The sequence below is a fragment of the Psychromonas aquatilis genome (assembly GCF_038155185.1).
Taxonomy (GTDB): Bacteria; Pseudomonadota; Gammaproteobacteria; order Enterobacterales; family Psychromonadaceae; genus Psychromonas; species Psychromonas aquatilis.
The window spans coordinates 100184-124880 of record NZ_JBAKAZ010000001.1 but is presented as its reverse complement, the minus strand read 5'-3'; the positions used below and the strand labels follow the sequence as shown (position 1 = coordinate 124880).

At 33.1% G+C, this 24697-nt stretch carries 15 protein-coding genes and 1 tRNA gene; 7 read left to right on the top strand and 9 right to left on the bottom strand.

All coding sequences use genetic code 11. The features are described from left to right. The first annotated feature begins 514 nt into the window (after window positions 1-514). The 3 genes from V6256_RS00510 (at window position 515) to V6256_RS00500 (ending at window position 6594) form a co-directional block, all read left to right on the top strand. Window positions 515-3688, top strand: coding sequence for a hypothetical protein (locus V6256_RS00510; RefSeq protein ID WP_341596010.1), 3174 nt, complete (start codon window positions 515-517; stop codon window positions 3686-3688). Window positions 3689-3913: 225 nt separating this feature from the next. Then, the gene (locus tag V6256_RS00505) at window positions 3914-5983 is read left to right on the top strand and encodes a sodium/glutamate symporter family protein (protein WP_341596009.1); all 2070 of its coding nucleotides are present in this window, start codon (window positions 3914-3916) and stop codon (window positions 5981-5983) included. A 14-nt stretch (window positions 5984-5997) separates the two neighbouring features. After that, complete coding sequence (locus V6256_RS00500) at window positions 5998-6594, top strand: hypothetical protein (protein WP_341596008.1); 597 nt, start codon at window positions 5998-6000, stop codon at window positions 6592-6594. 112 nt (window positions 6595-6706) lie between these two features. Here V6256_RS00500 and V6256_RS00495 read toward each other — a convergent pair whose 3' ends face one another. The 6 genes from V6256_RS00495 to V6256_RS00470 form a co-directional block, all read right to left on the bottom strand. Next, window positions 6707-6919: a hypothetical protein gene (locus V6256_RS00495; protein ID WP_341596007.1), complete on the bottom strand. Its 213-nt coding sequence runs from the start codon at window positions 6917-6919 to the stop codon at window positions 6707-6709. Between the two features lie 393 nt (window positions 6920-7312). Beyond that, window positions 7313-7777, bottom strand: a complete 465-nt coding sequence (locus tag V6256_RS00490; RefSeq protein ID WP_341596006.1) for a hypothetical protein — start codon at window positions 7775-7777, stop codon at window positions 7313-7315. A gap of 97 nt (window positions 7778-7874) precedes the next feature. Beyond that, window positions 7875-8852, bottom strand: a complete 978-nt coding sequence (locus V6256_RS00485) for a hypothetical protein (RefSeq protein WP_341596005.1) — start codon at window positions 8850-8852, stop codon at window positions 7875-7877. 982 nt (window positions 8853-9834) lie between these two features. Continuing rightward, window positions 9835-12459 (bottom strand): DEAD/DEAH box helicase family protein, encoded by a 2625-nt coding sequence (locus V6256_RS00480; RefSeq protein WP_341596004.1) that lies wholly within the window; start codon window positions 12457-12459, stop codon window positions 9835-9837. A 2-nt stretch (window positions 12460-12461) separates the two neighbouring features. Next, window positions 12462-14321: a DNA methyltransferase gene (locus V6256_RS00475; protein ID WP_341596003.1), complete on the bottom strand. Its 1860-nt coding sequence runs from the start codon at window positions 14319-14321 to the stop codon at window positions 12462-12464. A 195-nt stretch (window positions 14322-14516) separates the two neighbouring features. Continuing rightward, window positions 14517-14601, bottom strand: a tRNA-Leu gene (locus tag V6256_RS00470). 326 nt (window positions 14602-14927) lie between these two features. Between V6256_RS00470 and V6256_RS00465 the strand changes: the two genes are divergently transcribed. Beyond that, window positions 14928-15476: an RDD family protein gene (locus V6256_RS00465; protein WP_341596002.1), complete on the top strand. Its 549-nt coding sequence runs from the start codon at window positions 14928-14930 to the stop codon at window positions 15474-15476. 208 nt (window positions 15477-15684) lie between these two features. Here the strand turns inward: V6256_RS00465 and lptG are convergent, their stop codons facing one another. Together lptG and lptF are read right to left on the bottom strand one after the other, a co-directional pair. Continuing rightward, window positions 15685-16749 carry an LPS export ABC transporter permease LptG gene (gene lptG, locus V6256_RS00460; protein WP_341596001.1) on the bottom strand — a complete coding sequence of 355 codons (1065 nt, stop codon included), beginning with the start codon at window positions 16747-16749 and terminating at the stop codon, window positions 15685-15687. After that, entirely contained in the window at window positions 16750-17850 is a 1101-nt protein-coding gene (lptF, locus tag V6256_RS00455; RefSeq protein ID WP_341596000.1) for an LPS export ABC transporter permease LptF, read from the bottom strand. Between the two features lie 187 nt (window positions 17851-18037). Between lptF and pepA the strand changes: the two genes are divergently transcribed. Genes pepA through V6256_RS00440 form a run of 3 tightly spaced genes read left to right on the top strand, consistent with a single transcriptional unit; the run spans window position 18038 to window position 22919 of the window. Further along, on the top strand, window positions 18038-19552 hold the full coding sequence (gene pepA, locus V6256_RS00450) for a leucyl aminopeptidase (RefSeq protein ID WP_341595999.1): 1515 nt from the start codon (window positions 18038-18040) through the stop codon (window positions 19550-19552). Window positions 19553-19584: 32 nt separating this feature from the next. Next, the gene (locus V6256_RS00445; protein WP_341595998.1) at window positions 19585-20061 is read left to right on the top strand and encodes a DNA polymerase III subunit chi; all 477 of its coding nucleotides are present in this window, start codon (window positions 19585-19587) and stop codon (window positions 20059-20061) included. After that, complete coding sequence (locus V6256_RS00440; protein WP_341596012.1) at window positions 20061-22919, top strand: valine--tRNA ligase; 2859 nt, start codon at window positions 20061-20063, stop codon at window positions 22917-22919. The genes V6256_RS00445 and V6256_RS00440 overlap by 1 nt, the downstream gene beginning before the upstream one ends. 159 nt (window positions 22920-23078) lie before the next feature. On the opposite strand, the gene V6256_RS00435 is transcribed toward V6256_RS00440, so the two are convergent. Continuing rightward, entirely contained in the window at window positions 23079-24593 is a 1515-nt protein-coding gene (locus tag V6256_RS00435; RefSeq protein ID WP_341595997.1) for a YifB family Mg chelatase-like AAA ATPase, read from the bottom strand. Window positions 24594-24697: the final 104 nt, after the last annotated feature.

Below are 24697 nucleotides of genomic sequence, written 5' to 3'. Positions count from 1 at the left end.
GATAGTGGATATTATTATCCAGAATTAAAGTGTCCGGTTCAATTAGACCAGAATAAACCGATAGGGAATACAATTAGAACAAAGTGAATAATTTAATTGGGATTATTACTATACAACTTGTTTTATAGTAATTTTCTCTTACCATTTAACTTGTTAGGGTAAGAGATCCCTTGTCTTGCATTGGAACTTGACCTTTATTTCTTCAATTTTTTTTTTAAAGATTTTAAGAAATACCAAAATATTTTTTTTCAAAAACCCCCTCTTTGATTTCAATTTTTATTTTGTTTTTAACCTATTTATTACCATTTTCTTTAATTATGTTAATACCCTTTCTTGCAAGTAATTTAATATATGTTTTATTGAATAATATATAACATCTTTTATATATATTATTTGATTGAAAGATATGATGATTTGGCTAACGCCTTTTCTGGAAAAGATTTAAAACCTCTTGCAATTATCTAACCGCGAATAAATTAAAAAAGGAGTTTGGTTTACAAGACAAGGAGTGTTTATGAATAAGGTTATTGTATGTTTACTTTTATTGTTTTCTATTAATGTTTCAGCAGTAGAAGAAGCAGTAGAGTGTAGAGACGCAAAAGAGATAGCAACAAAGATTGGTAATTTTAATGAAGCAGATATCGACAATACAACATCATTAAGAGTTTGTGATAGTTTGTTATTGCCGGAAGATAGTTTATTAATTTCTAATTTAAGACATCTGGCAACAGAAGAAGATGTTTTAGAAAGGTCAGATATGATTGAAAGAATGGGAGGCGATCCGGTTAAGATTTCAAGTTATATGGACGAACGATCTATACTTCTACAATGGTTAATAGATTTTTCTCAATTCGCTGCACCACTTGGATTATTATTTATTCTTTTAATAACAGTCGCAGTTAATAAACACCCTGCTCTTTTACCCCAGTCTCTTATATCAATTCTAAAAGTAGTTTTCTTCTTATTGTTCTTTATTTCTATTCATAAAGTTTACACAGTGGCAATGATCCAATATATAGGTCAAGAGAGAGCCTTAATGTTTAATCAGGCAGATCATAAATCACTTGATGAAGTAAGAAATACAGACTTATCTAAACTTGCTCCTGCTGTAAATAGAAATAGCACAGACCTTGCAAGTTATATTCACTATATAGAGTTTGTAAACAAAGCAACTGAACTGCAAAGAAAGAAACTTTCTGGTGTTGATATGGAATTAGAAGTTCCTTGGGGGCTTGATATATCGAACCCAACCTTTCAAGAATTTTTAGATTATCAAAGTGTTTGCTCTTCAACAGACTATGTTGAAATCGACAGAGAGTTAAACGCTCATTTATTAAACTTTAATTATACTCACCTGGCAAACGAGGCAATTTTTTACTCGGGAAGCGACAACACTTCTTTGTATAGTTGTAATGAAAAATATTATGGAAAGCCTGTGGAACTTGGTCGTGTAATAAACAATACACCGACTTTAATTAAAAGATTTTTTATGAATAATTTCTCTGAAAATATGGCAAATGATTTAACGTTTTTCGAAGAAGTAAAGGCATCGATGGATAAGCTTTCTGGGACACTTTCTTTGGAAATGGAAGAGGCAGAGAGAGTAGCAGGATTATCAAGAGAAGATATATACACACTACTGGAACTTGCTGAAAATGCACAGAGAGAAGCGAGAGAGCAAAACATTTCAGTGTATGACACTAATAGTTATATGGTGTTAGAAAAATCTCACTATGAAAATATGGGATCATTGTTTGATTATAAAAAAATTGAGGGATTGAATACGGTCTCTAACATTGCTTATCAAGCAATCAAACTTAATCATTACAACTTCTCTGATTTGTTTGGGACAAGTTTAAATAAAGATCCAATATTGAGTGATAAGAAAGATATTGGATATCACTTTGCACAACCATACATTCAACAAACATCAGCTTATCAAGCAGAATTACATTGTATGATTAATGATGGTGAGAACTATGAAATAAGACAACAATTTGCATTGGATTACAACAATACTCCACGCGATAGTAAATCAAAATACGCACCTCATTTCGGTGGCGAAAATGAACCATACTGTTTTAGATTTAATGAAGACGGGACGATTACAGCAGGAGGTGATCCATCTAATAAAAAAGAATTTACTCTTATGATTAAAGACAGAGTGTTAGCATTCGATTTATATCAAACAGCAAGAATTAGAGCAGGAATAAATCATATACTTGAAAATGATGAATTAGATAATCAACTTATATTAGATGCAATCAACAAAATAACTCCTGATATGTATGGTGCTTTAAACAGTTATTCAAACCTATCTCAAATCAAGCAGCAATTGATAGGTTCTTTAAGCACATTAGGAGACGCTTACGATTTTATCTATTCATTAACATTCGACACCTCAATCCCTCAAACTTATTATAACTATTTGAGAATGGGTGAAGAGAACAAGCAAGATAATGTAAATACTTCAAAAGCATTGCCACGTTATGATTTAACAGAGTATTTATCTCATTCTTTTCTTGAATTAAATAACAATCAAATAAAAGAAATTGAAAACGAAGAAAACAGCCTTGCAAAAATGGCTCGTTTAACCTGCCCTGTTATTGATGAAAATGGTAAGTGTATTGCAAGTCTTTATGAGTTATTGAGCACATCAAATGAAATGATGTTGACACAAGCGAAGTCGTTAGCAGCAATTCATTTCGGTAGCTCTTTTGCTTCTGGCGCTTGCTCTGCATTTGATAAATCTGTTGATAGCACGGTTGGTGCAGTTGTAGGAAAAGCTAAATTATTTACTCCGGTTGGAGCTGGTTGTGTAATAGCACAAGTTGGTAATGCAGTGAGCGAAGTTGTTATCAAACCTGTTATGTTAGTTTCTGCTACTGCTTATGTTGCAACACTTCTCGCAAGCTTCCTGCCGATTTTTGTAGATATGATATTTTTATTAATAGGCCCTCTTTGTTTTATAGTTCCGTTTGTAATTGCTTTTGCACAACTTTGTATTGATATGATTACTGGCGCTTTTAAATATTTTGCTTTTAGTAAAAGAGAAGAAAGAGATTTTTTAGAAATGTTATCACTTGAAAGATCAACAAGGACTGTTAAGAGTGCTGTTGTAATTGCTCTAATATCACTTGTTGTGTTAGTTATTATTACTGAAATATTAAGATCACCGCAGATTGGTGGTTCAATCTACGATGTATTCTTCAAAAACTATGACAACTCATTTGTTCAAAGTATTATTAGAAGTTTAGCAGTAATATTCTGTATTGTTTGGTTAACAATTAAAATAATCTTTTCGCTCCCTATAAAGCTTATTAACCAGTCATTAGAATTAACTGACACGAAAGGACAATCATTAACAGATAATGCCTCAAATTTCGCTGAGGGAATTTTTACAGGTTATGTTTTAGGTAAGTTTGCAAGAACAGCAAAAAGCGCTTCAAACAATCTTGATAAAGGTATTAATCAACTGGGAAACAAATCAGGTTCATTAATGAATAAAGATATATCTAAAACAAAAGAGGAAATATCTAAAAAGTTTGATAATTATAAGAACCAAGAAAATACTTACAAAACAGAAACTGAAACTGAAACTGACAACACAAGTGAAAGTGAAAGCGACCTGGGAAAAGAAATAGAAACCAATCTTAAAACTGAAACAAAAGATGATGTTAAAGATTGATTGATAAATACAATTAACCATAATTAAAAATGATCTATAAAGGGTCATTTTTTTTTACAAAAGAATATTACTTAACTAATTGCATTAAAGCTTCTTAACACTTATAAACAAGTGTTTTATCTAAATTATATATTTTAATATAATATATAATAAAGACAACTATTGAATTATATAAGATATATGATAATTAATTATATATATGGTATAAAAAAGGTTATTAATTCAATGAAGAATATATGCAAAGTATTAATGTTATTTTTAATTTTATTTTCTGTTAATGTTTACTCTTATGAAGTAGATAAACAAACAACAGATTGTATTGTTTCTGATCCAAAAAATCACTCACAAACTTTTAACGAATTAGAGTTATGTATTAATGAAGAATTAGAAAAGGATACAGAGGCAAGTGAAGCACTAAGAAAAGCACAAACCCCTTATGATCAAGAAGAGTTTTCTTCAAAAGTTAATAGTGTCCTTTCTTCATTTGGAATTGTTATTGTCGTTTTTGCTTTTTATAATCTTTTCAAGTCATTGTCTATTAGAAATAGAGATGAAAAATCAAAGAATACTGCTGACTTTCTTTTTAAATCTTTGGTTGTCGGTTTTCTATTAACGATCATCGTATCCCCTCAACTACTCTCTTACTCTACAAAGTTGATTTTAAATAATCTTTACAATCAACCTATTATGTTTTACACATCAATGAATGTTCAAAAGTCTCAATCAAGCACAGTGAAGAGTAGTGCGGTGTCTAACAGTAAAGCACAGATTTCAGATAAAGTTTTATCAATGAGCAAGTTGGCAATAGAACATCAATCTTGTGCAGCAAGTTATTATCAAGAAATACTTTCCCCTTACGACAAGGAGGATTATGAAGTTATTATGTCCAACAAAGAAATAAAGTGTATAGATGATTATTTAGAAGAAAATAAAAATAAAAAAATCCAGGAGTTAGATAATAGATTGCCTCTCCCTGCGGCTGTTCACTCTTGCTCTTCAAAGTTCGACTCTATAATTAAAGATTGCGGAAGAATATATACACAATCAAACATTCAACCTTTGAATGATGTTGTTAATACATACACAAATCAAATGGCTGATATTCTTGATGATTATATTAAATATAATTGTGATCTTCTGTCCGTTAATAATACCCACCACTACCAAGCTTTTTGCACAACAATTACAGGAGGAGTAAAAAGTAAGTTAACGACCGATAAAACTCTTTTTGAAATAGAGAATAATTTTTTTGAAACAAACAATAATTTCATAAATGATTTTAATAATGAATTAGTTTCTAATATAGAAATACCTGATGAATATGAAAGTAATGTAAATTTATTAGATATGTATGGGAATATGAAATCTTTTTTACTAACTGACAACTATGACTATATTTATCAAAAAGAGATTTTAAAAGAAGTAAATAACATTTCTGGAACACTAAGTAAAAACAGAAATAAAGTTGATGGCTCTGTTATTCAAGATGTGGATGGTATTGAATTAATTAGTGAAGATGCAAATGACTTTATGTATTCAATAAAAAGTCAAACAGATCATTTATTTGAAGATAAAGAAATTGCAAAGAACTCACTTGTAGACGATTTTTCTTTTATAAATGATGTAAAACTATTATTCGGTAATTACACAGACGCAACAAATACAGAAGATTTTAAAGTTTCTTTTATACCTCTTCAAATCGTCCAAGAAAACAGAAATAAACTAATTGCTATTGGAACAGCAACAATGCTGATCTCAAAGTATCAAGTAAGTAAAGCAGAGGTAAAAGGAATAAGTTCTACATTTTGGGATCTGCTAAATACTTTTTCAATAATATTAATTTTCCTCGCTCTATTCCCTGAAATTTTCGCAGTATTCGTAATTGTATTTACTCTGGGCGGTATCACGATAAAACTTTTAGAAGCAATTTGCATGATGGTTATTGAAATACTATTAATCCTTATTGTTAAAAAAGAACCTCATCTATTAATGAATAGATTAACTCAATTGTTTATAGCAATGGTTATTAAGCCAATTGTCCCAATCATAGGGTTAGCTGCCGGATCTCTATTTGTGGTTATTGCATTAGAGCTAATGAAATCAATCCCCCTAATTAACGACAATACAGCAATAACATTTTGTGTCGGTATCATTGTTCAATTCTTTATGATTTTGTATTTAATTAAGAAAACAATTTGGGTTAATGGTTATCTACATAATTCATTAAAAACAGATATTAGCGGATTTAAAGGTAATGTTAAAAAATCATTTAGAAATATTAAAAACAGTATATAAAAAAGGAATTTAAAATGAAAAAAACAATAACAACAATTATGATAATAACAACAGCATTGATAACTATGAGTAATGCGAATGCTAAAAAAATAGACTTATCTAACTTTACTGATAGTTGTGTTAAAAGTTATAAGCAATCTCAATATAGAAATGGAACAAGTGAAATTAATGGAGTTTATTTAGAGTATTTAGGAAAAGACAATATAAACAGCATGTTTAGCTCTTTATATTTCAGCCCTGATTACAACTTAAATGTAATGTTTAATAACGATTTTAAACAAAAAAAAGCAACTTATGACCTTACAGAAAAAAACAATGTATTTACTTTTTATAATAGAAAAGAAAAATATGATGGTGATAGAAACGGTTTAATGTTTGAGATAAAAAAAATAGACTCTTTAAATTATAAACTGAAAGTATTTAAAACTAATCATAATATTTTAAATAACAAGCAAAGGTTTGTAGCGGTATTTGATGAATTATTTCCGCTTGGCAAAAATAGATTTTCAAAAGAAGATTTATATTCATTAGATTTAACAAGGAACTTTGAAAAAGAAAATTCTATGTTTTATAAGAATACTGAATTAACAAAAGGTTGTTTAAAAAGATAGGAAGTTAATTTATAAAAAATCGTAATTAAAAATTGAGAAAATGTTTAAAATAAAAAACAATTATCTCAATTTATATATTGATAATATCATACGGTTTAACATTTTTAATAAATTAGAATAATAACTCACGTATTCCCTCCACAATCCAAGATAAAATATAGAATGGAGTAAATATCACGAAAGCGATAAAGAATGGTGCAAGTAAATAAAGAGCCATTTCTAACCAAGTTCCGCCAGTAATTATAACGAATAAAAATCCTAAAGTTCCTGCCATATATACAGGGCCTGATAATATAAAGTATTTCATTAAAGCTATGTATCTCATAATTTGTTTTCCTTTTTTTGTTAATTTCACAAAGCCTGAATTACACAAAAAGAATACATATTATGTAAAACTTAAAATATTAAATATATCAAAACAATATTAAATAATAAATTAGACTCATATATAATTTATAACACAAAATAAACAAATGTAAAGAAAAGCGCTTACAAAGAATGCGAAATAACAAGTAAAAATTAAAACAATTAAGTTTTGTTTAGTATTAAGCAGCGCCCCCTTTGCTCTTTACAAAATTTAATTAATATTAAATTGTGTAAAATTAATATTAAATACAACTTAATTAATATTAAATTGTGTAAAATTAATATTAAATATAACTACATTAATATTAAATAAAATAAGATTAATATTAAAGTTAGCTTATTGTTTTTTGTCTTATTGGTATTCGCTAACATATTGAGGGTTTAACTCGGCCACTTTTTTATCAATTTCCAAAATAAGATTTTTCTTCTTTTTCAAAAATGATTTTAAAACAAAATACGAAAAAATGACTTGATATAAAGTTAATGACATTATTATGTTAGTATCTATTTTAAATCCGATAACTTGATAAGAAGACCAGAAAAGTGTTGATACAGTTATAATTAATATTTTTTGGTTTAATCCAGGATTAGGTAATAAAGAATGCTCTGTAAAATAAATGAACAGTATAACGCTGACAATCATAAAATCTATAAGATTACTATCGAGACCTATTTGAGTAGATATTACATAACCTGCTGAACTTCCAATAGCAGTAATTAACCATAAAAATAATTTTCTTTCTTTGCTTAAAATTTCATTATAAGTTTCTTGAATGTTTCTTGCTTCTATCATGCTTACTTCTTTATCAGCACCCATATTTTTATCTCCATTTTCATATATACAATATAGCCTTATATATAATTTATAAGAGCATAAAAAACATATTTTACAAGCGCACTTTTAATTGAAAATATTAATTAATCATATTTAAATATAAATCAATCATTTTAAAACCGCCCCTTCCTCCCTTTTTACCAGGATTAAAAATACTTTTATCAACTTCAACAACACTCTTTAACTCTTTTTTCATTTTCTTTGTTATTTTTTTAGTCGATTTTTTGATTTTATCGAAAACATATAAAGACCAAAAATAAATTTTATTACCTACTTTCATTGATTTTATTTTTTTACTAACAGTTAAAAAACCTTTTTCAACAAGATTTTTAAATGCATTATCAATTTTTTGATTACTATTATTTCCATCGAAAATTAAACATTTTGCTAAATATTTACGAGTTCGCGTTTTATTGTTATTAAGGTTAGACATTGATTTAGTCATGAATAATAATGTTGCACTTGTTTTATTTGAGTTTAAAGACTTTAAATCTTCTATTGATATGTAAGTCAGTGGGTTCTTCTCCCTTCCTAAAAACTCAATAAAGTCATTACTAAATGAATAACTTATAGTTCTTTCTTCTGTGTTGACCTCTAAATTTTCAAAAATCGAAAATGTAATATTATTTACAGTTATTTCATTATCGCTATTTAATCGATATACAAACTCTTTAATGCCACTCTCAATTGCTTTTATTGTGTGTCTTTGTCGTTCTTTTAAACTTTTCAATAAAGATGTTTTTTCACCATACTCAATAGTAATTCCTTTATTTAAATCATTACCTTTGTTTAATGCTAAATTATGATGTGTTGTTAATAAGTAGCTAAATAAAGGAGTTCCAATAGTAATATCACAGCTACATTTACCAAGATTAATAGTTTCTTTTCTTAATTTATTTTCAATAATTACTGAGTTTGTAGAGTTTTTTCTAAAAAAACCAACTTGAACTAAAAAAGATGGTAAATTAAATGACTTATATGACAACCCTTGATTGCCAAGGCTTTTTATTTTATCAACGCTTATTCTATTATTATTAATTCCTCTTTCTAAACCCATATTAGTACCCCTTATTATTGTTTTTTATATAAAGATACAAGTTATACTGTTGACTAATATTTAAAATATTGTAATTTAGAAATTGAAAGTAATAAATGAGTTTACTTCTCTTATCAACTTGTTTATCTTTTGTCTTAAAATGTTGTTTATACTTGAATAGCCTACTTCACATAGGCTATTTTTTTTGTTTATAACTTATGTTCTACCTCATTTTAAAAATCAATCAATAGAACAACATAAAAAAAACAAACAACATGAAAAAATAAAATAATAAAATAAAATACATTTTTTAAATAAAAACCTTAAAAACACTTAATCTAAGGCTTTTTTAACAAACCCCCTACCCCTATAAAATAATAATTTTTTATCTAAAAAAAACCTTCCCCCCTTTCGGATAATCAATGGATATTTAAAAGAATGCTTCGCAGATCGCAACAAGTTGCTTAAACTCTGGTGAACCGTGGTTTTCTCTTTTTATCAGTATCGCGGCGTTAGCCGTAATCCCGACAGGGAATGTTTTTGCTTTTAAAGCTCCTTAAAAATAATCAAGCTCGTGTTTTTTAAAAACACATTATCTCTTTTTTTAATTTATCTCTTTTATTGATATATCTTATTGTTTATAGAATACATACCCTAAAAATCCCAGGTGTTTAATTTCACATACTCAATTTTAAAAAGGTGTTTAATTTTGCATACCCTACCCTCTTCACCCCTTTTATTTTTGCCTATTTTTAGATGTTTTATAATGCTCAAATAAGATCTATAAAAATAGAAATATTTAATTTAGACGCGCAATAAACAAAGTTTTGAATAAAAGCTATTTTCTAAGTTAATAAGGTATATTTTTGTTTTAATGCAGCCGAATACGGACTTTAATCATCAATTATGAAGAAAGTATATTTTGAGGTAGGAGATAAAAAGATCTTAACATCAATAATTTAAAAAATTGATAACATAAGATCTTTCGTGATTAACTTATGAATTATATTAAACTCTCGAATTCTGGTTTAAAGTCCGTGTTTGCAGTTGAGTAATTATAAAATGGCAATCCCCAGATAATAAACTCTTTACCATGCCAAACTTGATCGATTTTATGTTTAGATTTTAACTCCATCAAAAAATCTTGTTTCCACTTATCTTTATCAAGTAATTGAGAGCCTTTTGGCTCAATAAAGACTTGGTATGTAATTTCCAGATTTTCTCTTTTCTGATTTAAAAGTAAAACAAAATCAGGCTCAAAAGCTTTACCATCATCAAATGAGTAAAGTTTAAAGTGTTTTTCATTACGAAGAAGATATACTTCATCATACTTCTTCTGTAAATCACTAATCATTTCATCAATATATCTAACAAGGTATTTTTCTTCTGTTGTTCCATAGTTATCATTGAAAACAAACCAATCTCGATTTGATAAATCTAATTGAAGTTCTTTTTTAGTTGTTTCATTTTGACCAAGACCAAACTCTTGATCAGTTAAACCATCATTAACTATATTAAGAACTTTATCATTTTCATAAAGCCTTCTAATAAATTCAGCTTTAAACTCTGTTGAACCTTTAAAATCAATTCTATCTTGTTTCAACTTTTCACTTATTTGAGCAATAACTTTTTTAACAGCATTCAACTTTTCAATTTGTGGTAGGTAATCCAACACATCTTCACGGCCACTAATTGATACCTTAATATTGCCAAGATAAGAAGTTGATGTGATGAACTCATCAAGTGATTTAAGTTTTGGAAATAAATAAACTAACTCACGAAACTTAAAGGCAGGATTTGAAGCAAGAGCCTTTCTTATGATGTGAGAGCCAAAATCACTGATTTTGAATACTCTTCTTTTTACATCAATATTTTGAATGCTTGATTGCTCAAATACCGTCAAAGTAGACGATGTGCCAGTTTTTACAGAATATGAATAGTCTGTATTGATAAGTGAACTATCTAAACCTACAACATCTTCACGGTCATATGGGAGCCGTTTATTTACATACAAAAAACCATTGTTGTAAAAGTTAGTTTTCTTAAAATCATCCTTTAATTTCAATGACAGTTCACGACTTGTTTTAGCCTTTATCCCTAATTCTTGTAATGCTTGGTTTAACTCTTGAATATATTTAGGGTTATGCGCTGAATGATAATAAAGTTCCTCACAAATCTTCAATTCGTGTTCTTCTTCATTATCATTAAAAGTGTCATATTTCCTTTGATATAAAGGTTGTTCATCATCAACTTTAAATGGGCAATACCTTGCACCACGCCCGATCAATTGAGCCTCTTGTAAAGTTGTCTTACCAACCTTGTTGGCTTTACTATCACGAGTATCATAAAGCCTTACAATATCAAAGAGGTTTAAAACATCCCAACCTTCATTTAATTTATCAACAGCAAAAATTGCACGAATTTCATTACTTTGATCTTCCAAGCTATTTAATAAAAGCTGCTGACTTTCAACGTGATCTTTACTATTTACTTCAAGTGTTTTTTCTATCGAAAAGTCTTCTTTTAACTCCAATGCTAATGTTTCTAAACTTTTGTTATTTGTTTGAAAGAAATCAAATGCCTTACGAAGAACAGAACCATTAACAGATAGGTTTTTGATTTTGTCTAATACGGTTTCATCTAAACCTTCAATCGCTTGGATAAATTCTTTATGAAAACTTTGGCTATCTTTAATAATTTTTGATTTGAATAAGATAACAGGCTTAATAATTAACTTATTTTTTTCAAAAACCTTGCGCCTATACTGACTTAAAATAACTGCCTGTAATGCTCGATCCAATGGCTCACTATCAGCTTGAAGCACTTTAACTTCCTTTGAGTACAGGTCTTGTCGAAACTGTTTTAAAGGGTAATCAAAGAGTAAAACATCTTGGTATTTATCCTTGATTTCAGGAGCAGTGAGATCAGCCGTTGCTGTATATTCAAGCATTATGTTTTCTGTGTTTGAATTGAAAATATCTTTAATCGTATTTTCCCAACTCACAACAGACAAAAGTTCATCGTTAGTTTTTTTCTTTTTCGTTTCAGCGTTGATGTGGTGTGCTTCATCTGAAATTAATACGATTTTATTATCTTCAAAATCTTCAAGAGAGAGAGCATTCTCTTTTGGATGAGACATAACAGAATGAAGCCCTTGAATGGTAGTAAATACAATATTTATATCGTCAGGATTTGCGGAAGCAAAATTATCAACTTCCCTAACATTGATTAATTCACCGTCAATGTTAATCTCATCTTTAAACAGGTATTTTGTAGAGGCTTTGTTTAAAAAGTTCTCTTTTGTTTTTTTTATAATGTTTGTGCTGTTAACAAAGAACAGAAAATTTCTATACCCTCTTTTGTAAAGAGTTAAGATTTCTCCTGCCATTATCAAGGTTTTACCAGAACCAGTGGCCATATGATAAAGCACATTCAATGGCTGATTTTTAGGTTTATTTGGGTAAGTATCAAAGTAATACTCAAACCGCCCGAAGGCTTCTTCTTGATAAGGTCTTATGGCAAAGTTCGGATTGAGATTGTCTATGATGTATTGAGGGACAAGATTGCTAAACGCATCTTGTCCTGCCATATCTTTATAATTAGTAAATTTTTCGTGAAGCATCGTCATTGTTATGCTCCATAAAATTGTTTGTTATATTTCTTATCTTGCTCAGAGATGTCATTCGTCTCATCATCAATTTCAGAGTAATTTACATACAACTGATTTTTATCAATCGCTTCAATCAAGAAACTTTTCTGCTCTTCAATACTTAACTCACTGAAATCTTGTATACTCTTATCAAAACCTTGCGGATTAATTTTGTAAGATAAGTTTGAATTTTGCTTTAAGTCATTCCAGATATTCAGTAATTCTTCATTAGTATTTGCAAGTTCAATTCGATCTGAATATTTAGAAGCTAACTCTGTTAATTCGCAATAGACAAAAGAACCTCCACCTTGCCAACTTACATCTTCAGAAATACCACCAAGATCACCATCTACAACCTTTTTCAATCGTGGAACTGTGGTCGTATTTACATAATCCATTTGTTCACAAGTAACGAAATTTCTTTTCATTTTAAGAGCAGTGCTTGCTGTTGTTCCACTACCACCAAAGAAATCTAAAACAACATCATTAACGTTGCTCCCAAGAGTTAAAATTCTCATTAATAAACTCTCTGGTTTTGGGGTTTCGAAGCCCTCTGGAAGTCTTAAAGTATTTACTTCCTTTTTAGCATCTTGGGTATGACCTACTTCATCATAAAACCAAATTGTTTGAGGTGTTAAGCCTTGTTTAACTTCATTTAAATAACGTTTAAGTTGTGGTGCTCCTTTACCATCTTTTCCAAAATAAAGCCCATTGTTTGCGATTAAGTTTCCATAAGTTTCTTTGTTAAAACGCCAACAACGACCTTCTGGTGGGAAAAATTGCTCATTAGTATTTGGGTTTATAATCGCAAAAACACCTGTTTTAGAAAAAGACTTTACTAAAACATTATCTGTTCTGTATAACCCCTTTCCGTCATTGTCATTATATTTATAGGCTTTATTTTGTTTGTCAGTCCGTGGTAGTAAGTTAGGTCTCCAAATACTTTTATCTTTTGCATAAACTAAAATATGATCATGCATATCAGAAAACCATTTAGCATCACTTTGAGGTGAGTATTTCTTTTGCCATACAACATTTGCGACAAAATTTTCTCGCCCAAAAATATCATCCGCTAATACCTTCAAATAGTGCGCTTCATCATCATCAATATTAATGAAGATTGATCCATCTTGTGATAATAACTCATTCGCTACATTTAACCGATTATTCATAAATGTTAACCAAGTAGAATGGTTAAATTTGTCATTATAACCAAAACTATCAGAGCCTGTGTTGTATGGAGGGTCGATATAGATTAGCTTTACTTTTCCTCGAAATCTTTCTTTTAAAGTATGTAAAGTTAAAAGGTTATTCCCTTTGATTATTAAGTTATCATTTTCTTCTAATTGAAAATCTTTATGCTCACCATTTTCGTCATACTTAACAAAGTTTTGAAGTGCCTTTGGAGCAAGGAGTGTATCAACCTGTTCAGGTGCAAGCGTTTCATTCCAGAAAATTTCTGATCGCTTTTGGTCTTCTTTGGTTTGACCACCTTCAAGAATACAATCTTTATAAGGCCAAGACAGAACAATATCATTTGTTTCTGTTAAATAGTGATTATCAGCAGATAAACCAATTTTGTTTTTGAATTGAGTGAAGCTATCAGGAAGAAAAGATTTATTGCTTACAAAACGCTGAAAAGCCACTTTATCAAAGATCAATATTCCTTCTACATCAGTGAAGAAATGATTTTTCAGTTGCTCGTTAGAAAGTAAGAGTTTCAATAAAGAAGGATCAAGATTAAGAGCAAGTTCAACAATCTTGTTTTTTGCCAACTTTCCATTGATAACGAGACGCTCATCGTTGGAAAGTATTTCTGTTAACTGGGTAAGCAAGGTCATAATTCAACCAAAAATAGTGAAAAAATTGGTTAGATTATACAATAATTGATATTTTTGTTCATTAGTAAAATACAATTATAAGCTTATATAAATGCTGATATAACATTCAAGAGGCTTTATCTTATTTTTGATTTATTTTGTCGTAATCTAAATGCAAAAAAGCCGACCCTATAAAGGATCGGCTTTCTCTAAATATGGTAGCCGAAGACGGGCTTGAACCGTCACTTCCGAAGAAACTAGTGTTTGAAACTAGCGTGTCTACCAATTCCACCATTCGGCCATTAAAACTTATACAACTATATACAACTTATTTAAAGCATTGAATAACACTATAAACAACTGTATTTAAAGAATAATACTTTAAATTATTGATAGATGCAACCAATTTTGAATCCGTCGCGTCTACCAATTTCACCACTCGGGCTGAGTGCGAGAGATTATACCTATGCTCTGTTTACACACAAGTATTTTCACTCATAAAATGTGCAAGCGCTTAAAAACTCGTCAAAATAAGATTAAAAATAATGAGAATTAACAATGCATAAATAAAATGCCAAGTATTAGCACTTTTGCTAAACTCTAGATTCATACTTTTGAGGGATCACTATGGCTAAGAATAATAACGCTAAAATGACACAGTTAGATATAGAAGAGCAGTACCAAACCTGTAAACGGGCTTCTTTTTTTAGACGCTTAGGTGCTTATATTTATGATTTGTTTACTATTAGTGTAGTCGTATTCATTGCTACCCTATTAGCTATCATAGTGGTTTTGATTGCTAATAAAATCGGATCAATTGACCTAACCCTTTACAAAGGAGCTACCGATTTCTTAGGACAAAGCTTGGTATTTTTAATTTATTTATCCGTGGTTATTATTGGATTTTTCGCTTATTTCTGGAGCCAAGTAGGACAAACCTTTGGTATGAAAATATGTCGAATTCGAGTACAAAACAGTGATGGCAGTAATATCACCTTTACCCAATCACTAATTCGTATCGCCACTTCTGCATTTGGTTTAGGTAGCTTTATGGCTTTATTAAAAGATCGTAATGCTTTTCAAGACTTATGGGCTGAATGTGAAGTAGTTTTATTACCAAAAGAATTAAGTAACTGGAAAGGCTTTAGTACCATCTTAAAGCTAGATAAAAAATAACACCTAATTCAACTTCAGTTATGCCGCTTTGTATAACTGAAGTGCTTATCTGAAATACTTACCTGAAATCGCCCAACGCTAAATGATGATTCAAGTACCAAGCAAACCTATTACTTGGTACTTCGTCTATTAGCCGATAAAGCAAAGTGCCCTATTCAATCACCATCATTCTTTTAAACCATCAAAATAATGGAGATCAGTTAAAATGCTAGCTCTGCTTCTTCAGTAAATACATGGCAATCGCTAAAACCAGAATACTAGGTAGCAGTGCGCCCAGAATAGGTGGTAATCCAAATACCAGACTCGCAGGACCAAATAGCTCTCCAGATACATGGAATGCAAAACCACTTGCAATACCGAAGATTAATCGAGTTCCCATTGGCACTGTTCTTAAGCCACCAAAAATAAAAGAAACAGATAACAACATCATTACGATAACAGTGAAAGGCAATACTGCTTTACGCCAAAAAGTAAGCCAATAGGTGTTTGCATCCTGCTCATTACTTTCTAGATAGGTAATATAATTATAAATATCACGCATTGACATCTTATCTGGATCACTAATGATCACCTCTAATTTTTTAGGTGTTAACTCGGTATGCCAAACAAACTCAGGAAATGATTCCACTTTAGTCGATTGCCCTAAGAAGCTTGTCTTACTGACATCTTCTAATAACCACGACTCTTTTTGGAAAGTCGCTTTTTGAGCCAATAATGCATAATCTAACTTTAATTCTTTATCGAAAAAATACAGCTGTACTTTAAATAATTCAGCCTTGCTATTCATACGTCCAATACTAATAAATGAGTCAGTGCCTTTTGCCCATACACCGTATTCATTCTCTACCAATTCACTGCCACTTCTTAATCGGTCTCGCATCGCATAGGCTTCTTTATCTGCACTAGGTACAACAAATTCACCTAATAACATAACGGCTATAACCATTGGTATTGCGGTTTTTAATACAGAGGTAGCAATTCTAAATTTAGACATACCAGCAGCTTGCATAACCACTAATTCACTGCTGCTTGCTAATGACCCTAAACCAATTAAAGCGCCGATTAACGCTGCCATTGGGAAAAAAATTGTTATTTCAGAAGGCATTTTTAAAAGAACAAAGTAAGCAGCAGAAAGGACGTCATAATCGCCTTTACCGACACTCTTCATTTGTTCAACAAATTTAATAATGCTACTTAAGCCATTTAATACAAATAAGCTTAAAAATGTCGCAGCAAAAATCGTACGCCCTATATATCTATCTAAAATACCCATCTATTTTTCCACCTCAACGGCCTTTGCTTGTTTTGGTTTCTTATTGAATTTACCAATTGTTTGTAAATGTAAAATAACACCTATGGCAAAAAATAAAATTTGTACTGCCCATATTCCAATGTAATGAATAATACCGTCTTCTATCAAACTTCTCGACGCACTTAATAAAAGGAAAAAAGTTAAATACAGCGCCAAAGCAGGTAATAGTTTTGAATAACGTCCTTGGCGAGGATTAACTTTTGCCATTGGTACTGCCATAAAAGTTATCAATAAGATAGAAACAGGAATTGCGATACGCCATTGCAGTTCTGCTTGATATTTAGGATCTTCAACCCCGATTAATTTACTGGTTGGCATCGCTTCAACATCACGCTTTTTACTTTCTACTTGTGCATTAGCGATATGTACTTGATAGCTTGAAAAAGACGTATTCTCAAATTCATGCTGTCCAACAATTCCCGCATAACGTTGGCCATTATTTAAGGTTAACCACGTGCCATCTTGCTTAGATTCAACACTACCTGTTTGAGCGGTAATCACCGAAGGAGAAATATCACCTTCTTTAGGCCAATGTGCTGCAAAAATATTTGATAAGTTTTTACCCGCTAAGTATTCCTCAACATAAACAACGCCGCCATTTCCAGAACTTTTATGGAAGCGGCCTTCAATTAACGTCGCAGCACCAGCATCTGATTCCGCATTTTCTATGACGGTTAGCATTTCATCTTCCGCTGCGGGCGCTAAATATAAACTATTAAAACTTGCAAAAACAAAGGTCAGTAACGATAACGCTAACGTTGCTTTTAGTACTTTATTAGGGCTATAACCACAAGAGGTTAGAGCAACCATTTCACTTTCACTATGTAATCGACCATGGGCAAATAAAATGGCAAGATAAAAACTGATAGGTAGCATTAACGTACCTAAGGTTGGCAAGTTTAAATACAATACAGTCAATACGAGATCAGCAGGAATATTACCATTGATAGCTTGAGCAAGAATGGAGATGAACTTTTGGCTTACAAAAATAAGCACTAACACGAAGAGAATCCCGACTTGGGTTTTAAATGTTTCGGACATTAAATAACGAAGAATTATCAAGCTGCTCTCCAATGCAAAATTAAGATATAACAAAAGACGGTAAAATAGTGGATTAAGCAAGTAATTACGGTAAAATTGCTCTTTAAGTAAGTTTATATTACGTTTAAAGATCCACAATTGCTTATGATAACTGCATTTTTACAAAAATAGCACAGTTAATATTAATATAATCGTTTTAAGGATACATATGGAATTTTTAGTTAAAAGTGGTAGCCCGGCAAAACAACGCAGTGCATGTATCGTTGTCGGTGTATTTGAGCCACGTCGTTTATCAGCAGCAGCTGAAGTATTAGACGAAGTAAGTGAAGGATATTTAAGCGCTCTACTACGCCGTGGTGATATCGAAGGTAAAGTTGGCCAGGTCTTATTTTTACATCATGTACCTAACGTTTTAAGTGAACGTGTTTTATTAGTAGGTTGTGGTAAAGAGCGTGAGTTAACGGAAAAAGAATACAAGCAAATCATTGAAAAAAGCATCACGACATTAAATGATACCGGTGCATTAGAAGCAATTAGTTTCTTATCAGAGCTTCATATTAAAGGTCGTGATAGCTACTGGGCGGTTCGCCAAGCGGTAGAAACAACACAGGACAGCTTGTATAGTTTTGATCAATTCAAAACCACTAAAGACAGCGCACGACGTCCATTGCGTAAGCTGACTTTCAATGTACCAAGCCGTAAAGAACTGACTCGAGCAGAGCTTGCCCTACAACATGGTTTAGCTATTGCTGAAGGTATGACGCTATGTAAAGACTTAGCAAATATGCCGCCAAACATTTGTACGCCATTATACCTAAGCCAACAAGCACAAGAACTTGATCAAAAGTTCGACAAGATTACGACTGAAGTGGTTGATACAGAGCAAATGCGAGAGCTAGGCATGAATAGCTACTTAGCTGTTGCACAAGGTTCTGCAAACCCAGCTTATATGTCAATTATGAATTACCAAGGTGGTCCAAGCGATCAAAAACCGATTGTACTTGTTGGTAAAGGCTTAACTTTTGACTCAGGCGGTATCTCATTAAAACCAGGCGCAGGCATGGATGAGATGAAATACGATATGGGTGGTGCAGCATCAGTCTTTGGTACTATGCAATCAATCGCAAAATTAGATCTAAACATTAATGTGATCGGATTAGTGGCTGCGGCAGAAAATATGCCATCAAGTAACGCTTATCGTCCTGGTGATATCCTAACTACAATGTCTGGATTAACAGTTGAAGTATTAAATACTGATGCTGAAGGCCGTTTAGTATTATGTGATGCACTAACTTACGTTGAACGTTTTGAACCTGAGTGTGTTGTTGATATGGCAACATTAACCGGTGCTTGTATTATCGCATTAGGTCACAATATCAGCGCGCTAATGAGCCCACATAAAGGTTTAACAAATGAGCTGTTAAGTGCATCAAATCAAGCAAGTGATAAAGCGTGGCAATTACCAATGGACGATGACTTCCAAAAACAATTGGATAGCCCATTTGCAGATATGGCTAATATCGGTGGCCGCCCAGCGGGTTCAATCACTGCAGCTTGTTTCTTATCTCGCTTCACTAAAGCTTACACATGGGCACATTTAGATATTGCCGGTACAGCATGGCGCTCTGGTGCTCAAAAAGGTGCGACAGGCCGTCCTGTTCCACTATTGACTCAGTTTGTTATTAACCGTAGTGAACAAGATCTAACAGACGTAGACGCTTAAATGTATTTAAATAAGCAAGGTACAAACCAATAATGAGCCAAGTTCTATTTTACATTCATTCTGAAGAAGGAACGGATGCCAACTTACCGCCGTATTTTATGCAAGCGTGTCAGTTGGCGGCTTATTATTATCAGCAAAATCAGAAAGTGTTTATTTATACTGAAAATCAACAAGATGCTTTTATTGTTGATGAGTATTTATGGCAATTTGATGGTGATAGTTTCGTACCACACAACTTAGTGGGCGAAGGCCCACGTTATGGTTCACCTGTTGAAATAAGTTGGCTTGCTCCGCAGCACCCTCGCGCTGTGTTAATCAACCTGAACCAATCCATTCCGGAGTTTAATTTAAACTTCCAACAAATTATTGATTTTGTGCCAGCACAAGAACAACTAAAAATTAATGCGCGAATGCGTTACAGTGCCTATAAAAAATTAGGCCACACCCTATCTACTCAAGATGTTAAAGCAACATCCCAAGAGTCAACCAACCAGACAGAAGACAAATGATGGAAAAAACATACAACCCAAGTGCGATTGAGCAAAAAAATTACCAAACCTGGGAAGAAAAAGGTTACTTCAAGCCACACGGTGATACTGATAAAGAAAGCTTCTGCATCATGATCCCACCACCAAATGTCACTGGTAGTTTACACATGGGTCACGCTTTCCAAGATACGATCATGGATACATTGATTCGTTACCAACGTATGCAAGGCAAAAACACGCTTTGGCAAATGGGTACAGACCACGCTGGTATCGCAACACAAATGGTTGTTGAACGTAAATTATTTGCTGAAACAGGCCAAACACGTAAAGAACTAGGCCGTGAGACTTTCATTGAAAAAATCTGGGACTGGAAAGCAGAGTCTGGTGGTAATATTTCACGTCAAATGCGTCGTCTAGGTACGTCTGTAGATTGGGATCGTGAACGCTTTACTATGGATGATGGTTTATCTGAAGCGGTTAAAAAGACTTTTGTTGATTTATACAACGACGACCTAATCTACCGTGGTAAACGTCTTGTAAACTGGGATCCAAAACTACACACAGCGATTTCAGATTTAGAAGTAGAAAATAAAGATGTTAAAGGCTTCATGTGGCACTTCCGTTACCCACTAGCGAATGGTGTAAAAACTCTCGACGGTAAAGATTACATTGTAGTAGCAACTACACGTCCTGAAACCTTATTAGGTGATACAGGTGTTGCAGTTAATCCAGAAGACCCACGTTACCAACACTTAATTGGTAAAACGATTTTACTACCATTCGTTAATCGTGAAATTCCAATCATAGCTGATGAACATGCCGATATGGAAAAAGGCACAGGTTGTGTAAAAATCACACCTGCACATGACTTCAATGATTATGAAGTTGGTAAACGCAATAAACTACCAATGATCAACGTATTAACCTTTGATGCTTGTATCCGTGAAAGCGCAGAAGTATTTAATACTAATGGTGAAAAGAGCGATGATTACGCAACTGACTTACCAGCACAATTCCAAGGTTTAACGCGCGAAGCTGCACGTAAATTAGTGGTTAGTGAGCTGGAAGAATTAGGTTTATTAGATGAGATTAAAGACCATGACTTAACCGTACCATACGGGGATCGTGGTGGTGTTGTTATCGAACCAATGTTAACAGACCAATGGTATGTGCGTGTTGCACCACTGGCTAAAACAGCAACTGAAGCTGTTGCAAATGGCGATATCAAATTCGTACCACAACAATACGAAAACATGTACAACTCGTGGATGAATGACCTGAATGACTGGTGTGTTTCACGTCAGTTATGGTGGGGACACCGTATCCCTGCTTGGTATGATGAAGCTGGTAAAGTTTACGTGGGTCATGATGAAGCAGAAGTACGTGCTAAGCATAACTTAGATGAGAGTGTTGTTTTAAACCAAGATGATGATGTATTGGATACATGGTTCTCTTCAGGCTTATGGACCTTCTCTACATTAGGTTGGCCAAACCAAACAATGGATCTAAAAACGTTCCATTCAACTGATGTATTGGTAACAGGTTTTGACATCATCTTCTTCTGGGTAGCACGTATGATCATGCTAACCATGCACTTTATGAAGAATGAAGATGGCACACCACAAGTACCTTTTAAAACCGTTTATGTAACCGGGCTTATCCGTGATGAGAATGGCGATAAAATGTCTAAGTCTAAAGGTAACGTATTAGATCCTTTAGATATGATTGATGGTTTAGACCTTGAAAGCCTAGTGACAAAACGTACTGGCAATATGATGCAGCCACAACTTGCTAAGAAAATTGAAAAAGACACGCGTAAAACCTTCGCAAATGGTATCGAAGCACATGGTACTGATGCATTACGTTTCACATTAGCAGCAATGGCTTCAACGGGTCGTGATATCAACTGGGATATGAATCGTCTTGAAGGTTACCGCAACTTCTGTAATAAATTATGGAATGCAAGCCGCTATGTATTAATGGATGCCGAAGATCAAGACTTTGGTTTTGGTGACAACAAAGCAATGCAGTTCAGTCTTGCTGACCGTTGGATCCAAGGTCAATTACAAAATATGATCAAAGAGTTCCGTCAAGCATTAGACTCATACCGCTTTGATATCGCAGCAAACATTCTTTACGATTTCATTTGGAATGAATTCTGTGGTTGGTACTTAGAGCTAACGAAACCTGTTTTATTCAAAGGTGATGAAGAACAACAACGTGGTACACGTAATACACTAATCAATGTATTAGAAACATTATTACGTGTTGCTCATCCTATGCTTCCGTTTATGACTGAAGAAATTTGGCAACGAGTGAAAACAATCACTGGTCAAGGCGGTGAAACCATCATGTTAGAAGCTTACCCTGAATATGATGCATCACAAGTTGATGAGCAAGCTGTCGCTGACCTTGAATGGGTTAAACAAGTTATCGATGCAGTGCGTAACATCCGTGGTGAAATGGATATTAGTCCAAAAGTACCACTTAACGTATTAGTGAAAAATGCAGATGATGAAGCTAGACGTCGCTTTAACGACAATGAAGCTTTCTTAGCTGCATTAGCAAAACTAGAAAGTGTTACTTTTGTTGCACAAGGTGAAGAAACACCAGTGTCTGTTACTGCATTAATCGGTGATCTAGAGCTATTAATTCCAATGGCGGGATTAATTGATGTTGAAGCGGAATTAGCGCGTTTAACAAAACAACTTGAGAAAGCTAAAAAAGAGTTAGATAAAGTATCTGGTAAACTGAGCAATGAGCGTTTTGTAAGTAATGCACCTGAAGCGGTGATTACTAAAGAAAAAGCAAAACAAGCTGAGTACCAAACGACTTGTGGCAAACTTAATGAGCAAATTGAGACAATCAAAGCATTGTAATGTGATGTTGTCATGAGCAGCCCGTTATTAACTGGCTGTTCTTAATATGCACATCAGTAATAGCTAATAAAAGGGACTTATTTTTAAGTCCCTTTTTTCATTGCATTGAATACAACAATGAATTAAACACAGCACCTCTATTTAAAATAAGTTTACGCATTAATTAAAACTACTAAACAAGCGGTCCATTGCTCGATAATTTAATGCTTCACATAAATGCGCTCTAGTTAAATCAGGAGCCTGCTCTAAATCTGCAATGCTCCTCGCCACTTTCAATAAACTATGCCAAGCGCGAATAGATAATCCCATTTTTTCAATTGCTTGCTCTAAAAATAAAGCATCATCATGATTTAAGACACAATAATCATTCACTTCTTGGCTAGATAAATAATGATTTAATTTCCCCTGTCTTTTCCATTGCAGGTCACGCGCAGCTAAGACTCGAGCCCTAATCTCTGCACTTTTTTCCGCTTTATTTTGCTTACCTTGTTGCGATTCAGCTAACATACCCTTGGGTAATAGAGGCACCATAATCGCTAATGCAAAGCGGTCTAAAAAAGGCCCTGATAAACGGTTTAGATAACGTAAAATTTGATCTGGGGTGCTGCGTCTCAAGCTCCCTGAAATATGTCCACAGGGGCTCGGGTTCATCGCTGCAATTAATTGAAAGTGAGCAGGAAAAGTCACTTGATTAGCGGCACGAGAAATAGTGACTTGATGATTTTCCATCGGTTGTCGTAAGCTGTCTAATACTTGTCGAGGAAACTCAGGCAATTCATCTAAAAATAACACGCCATGATGTGATAGTGATATCTCCCCGGGTTTTGGCTTTCCTCCGCCACCCACCAGCGCAACCGCAGATGCACTATGGTGTGGCGCACGATAAGGAGGAAGAAACCAATCGTCTCGTTGCTTGCCACACACAGAATATACGGCTGCAGTTTGTAGTGCTTGTTGCTCCTCTAAATAAGGCAAAAGTGTCATAAAGCGCTCAGCCAACATGCTTTTACCTGTTCCAGGGGGACCAATCAACAATAAATTATGCGACCCTGCTGCTGCCACCTCTAATACTCTTTTAGCTTGCTCTTGTCCCATTACATCACTGAAATCAATATGTGAAGATGAAACTGGAGCAGCTTCTGTTTGCTGTACACCTTCAAGCGTTAATTTATTTTCTAGAAAAGCACATACATCTAGTAAATGCTTCGCCACAAACCCAGTTGCGCCAGTTAATGCACACTCATGTTCATTCTCAACACAAACGAGTACTTTTCTTTGCTGCTTTTTAGCTGCTAAAGCACAAGGAATAATACCGTCAACACGTCGTAGTTCGCCTGAAAGAGAGAGCTCAGCATAACATTCAAAATCTAAAATAGATGGACACTGTATCTGCTCCGATGCGAGTAAAATACCAATGGCAATTGCAAGGTCAAAGCGCCCTCCTTCCTTAGGTAAGTTAGCCGGAGCAAGATTAACAGTGATCCTTTTACTTGGAAATTTAAAGTGACTATTTAAAATCGCACTACGTACCCGATCTTTTGCTTCTTTCACTGATGTTTCCGGTAACCCAACTAAAGAAAACCCTGGCAAACCTGTCCCTAAATGAATTTCTACTTCAACTTCAGGGGCATCTACACCAGAAATAGAGCGACACACTAATCTCGCTAACGCCATGCTTCCCCCTTACTTAAATCAGTAAATATAAGATTAAGTATAGGAGGCATAACCAATTGTGCCCGTCGCATTAGCAAGATTTTATATATTAAAAAAGGTAACCA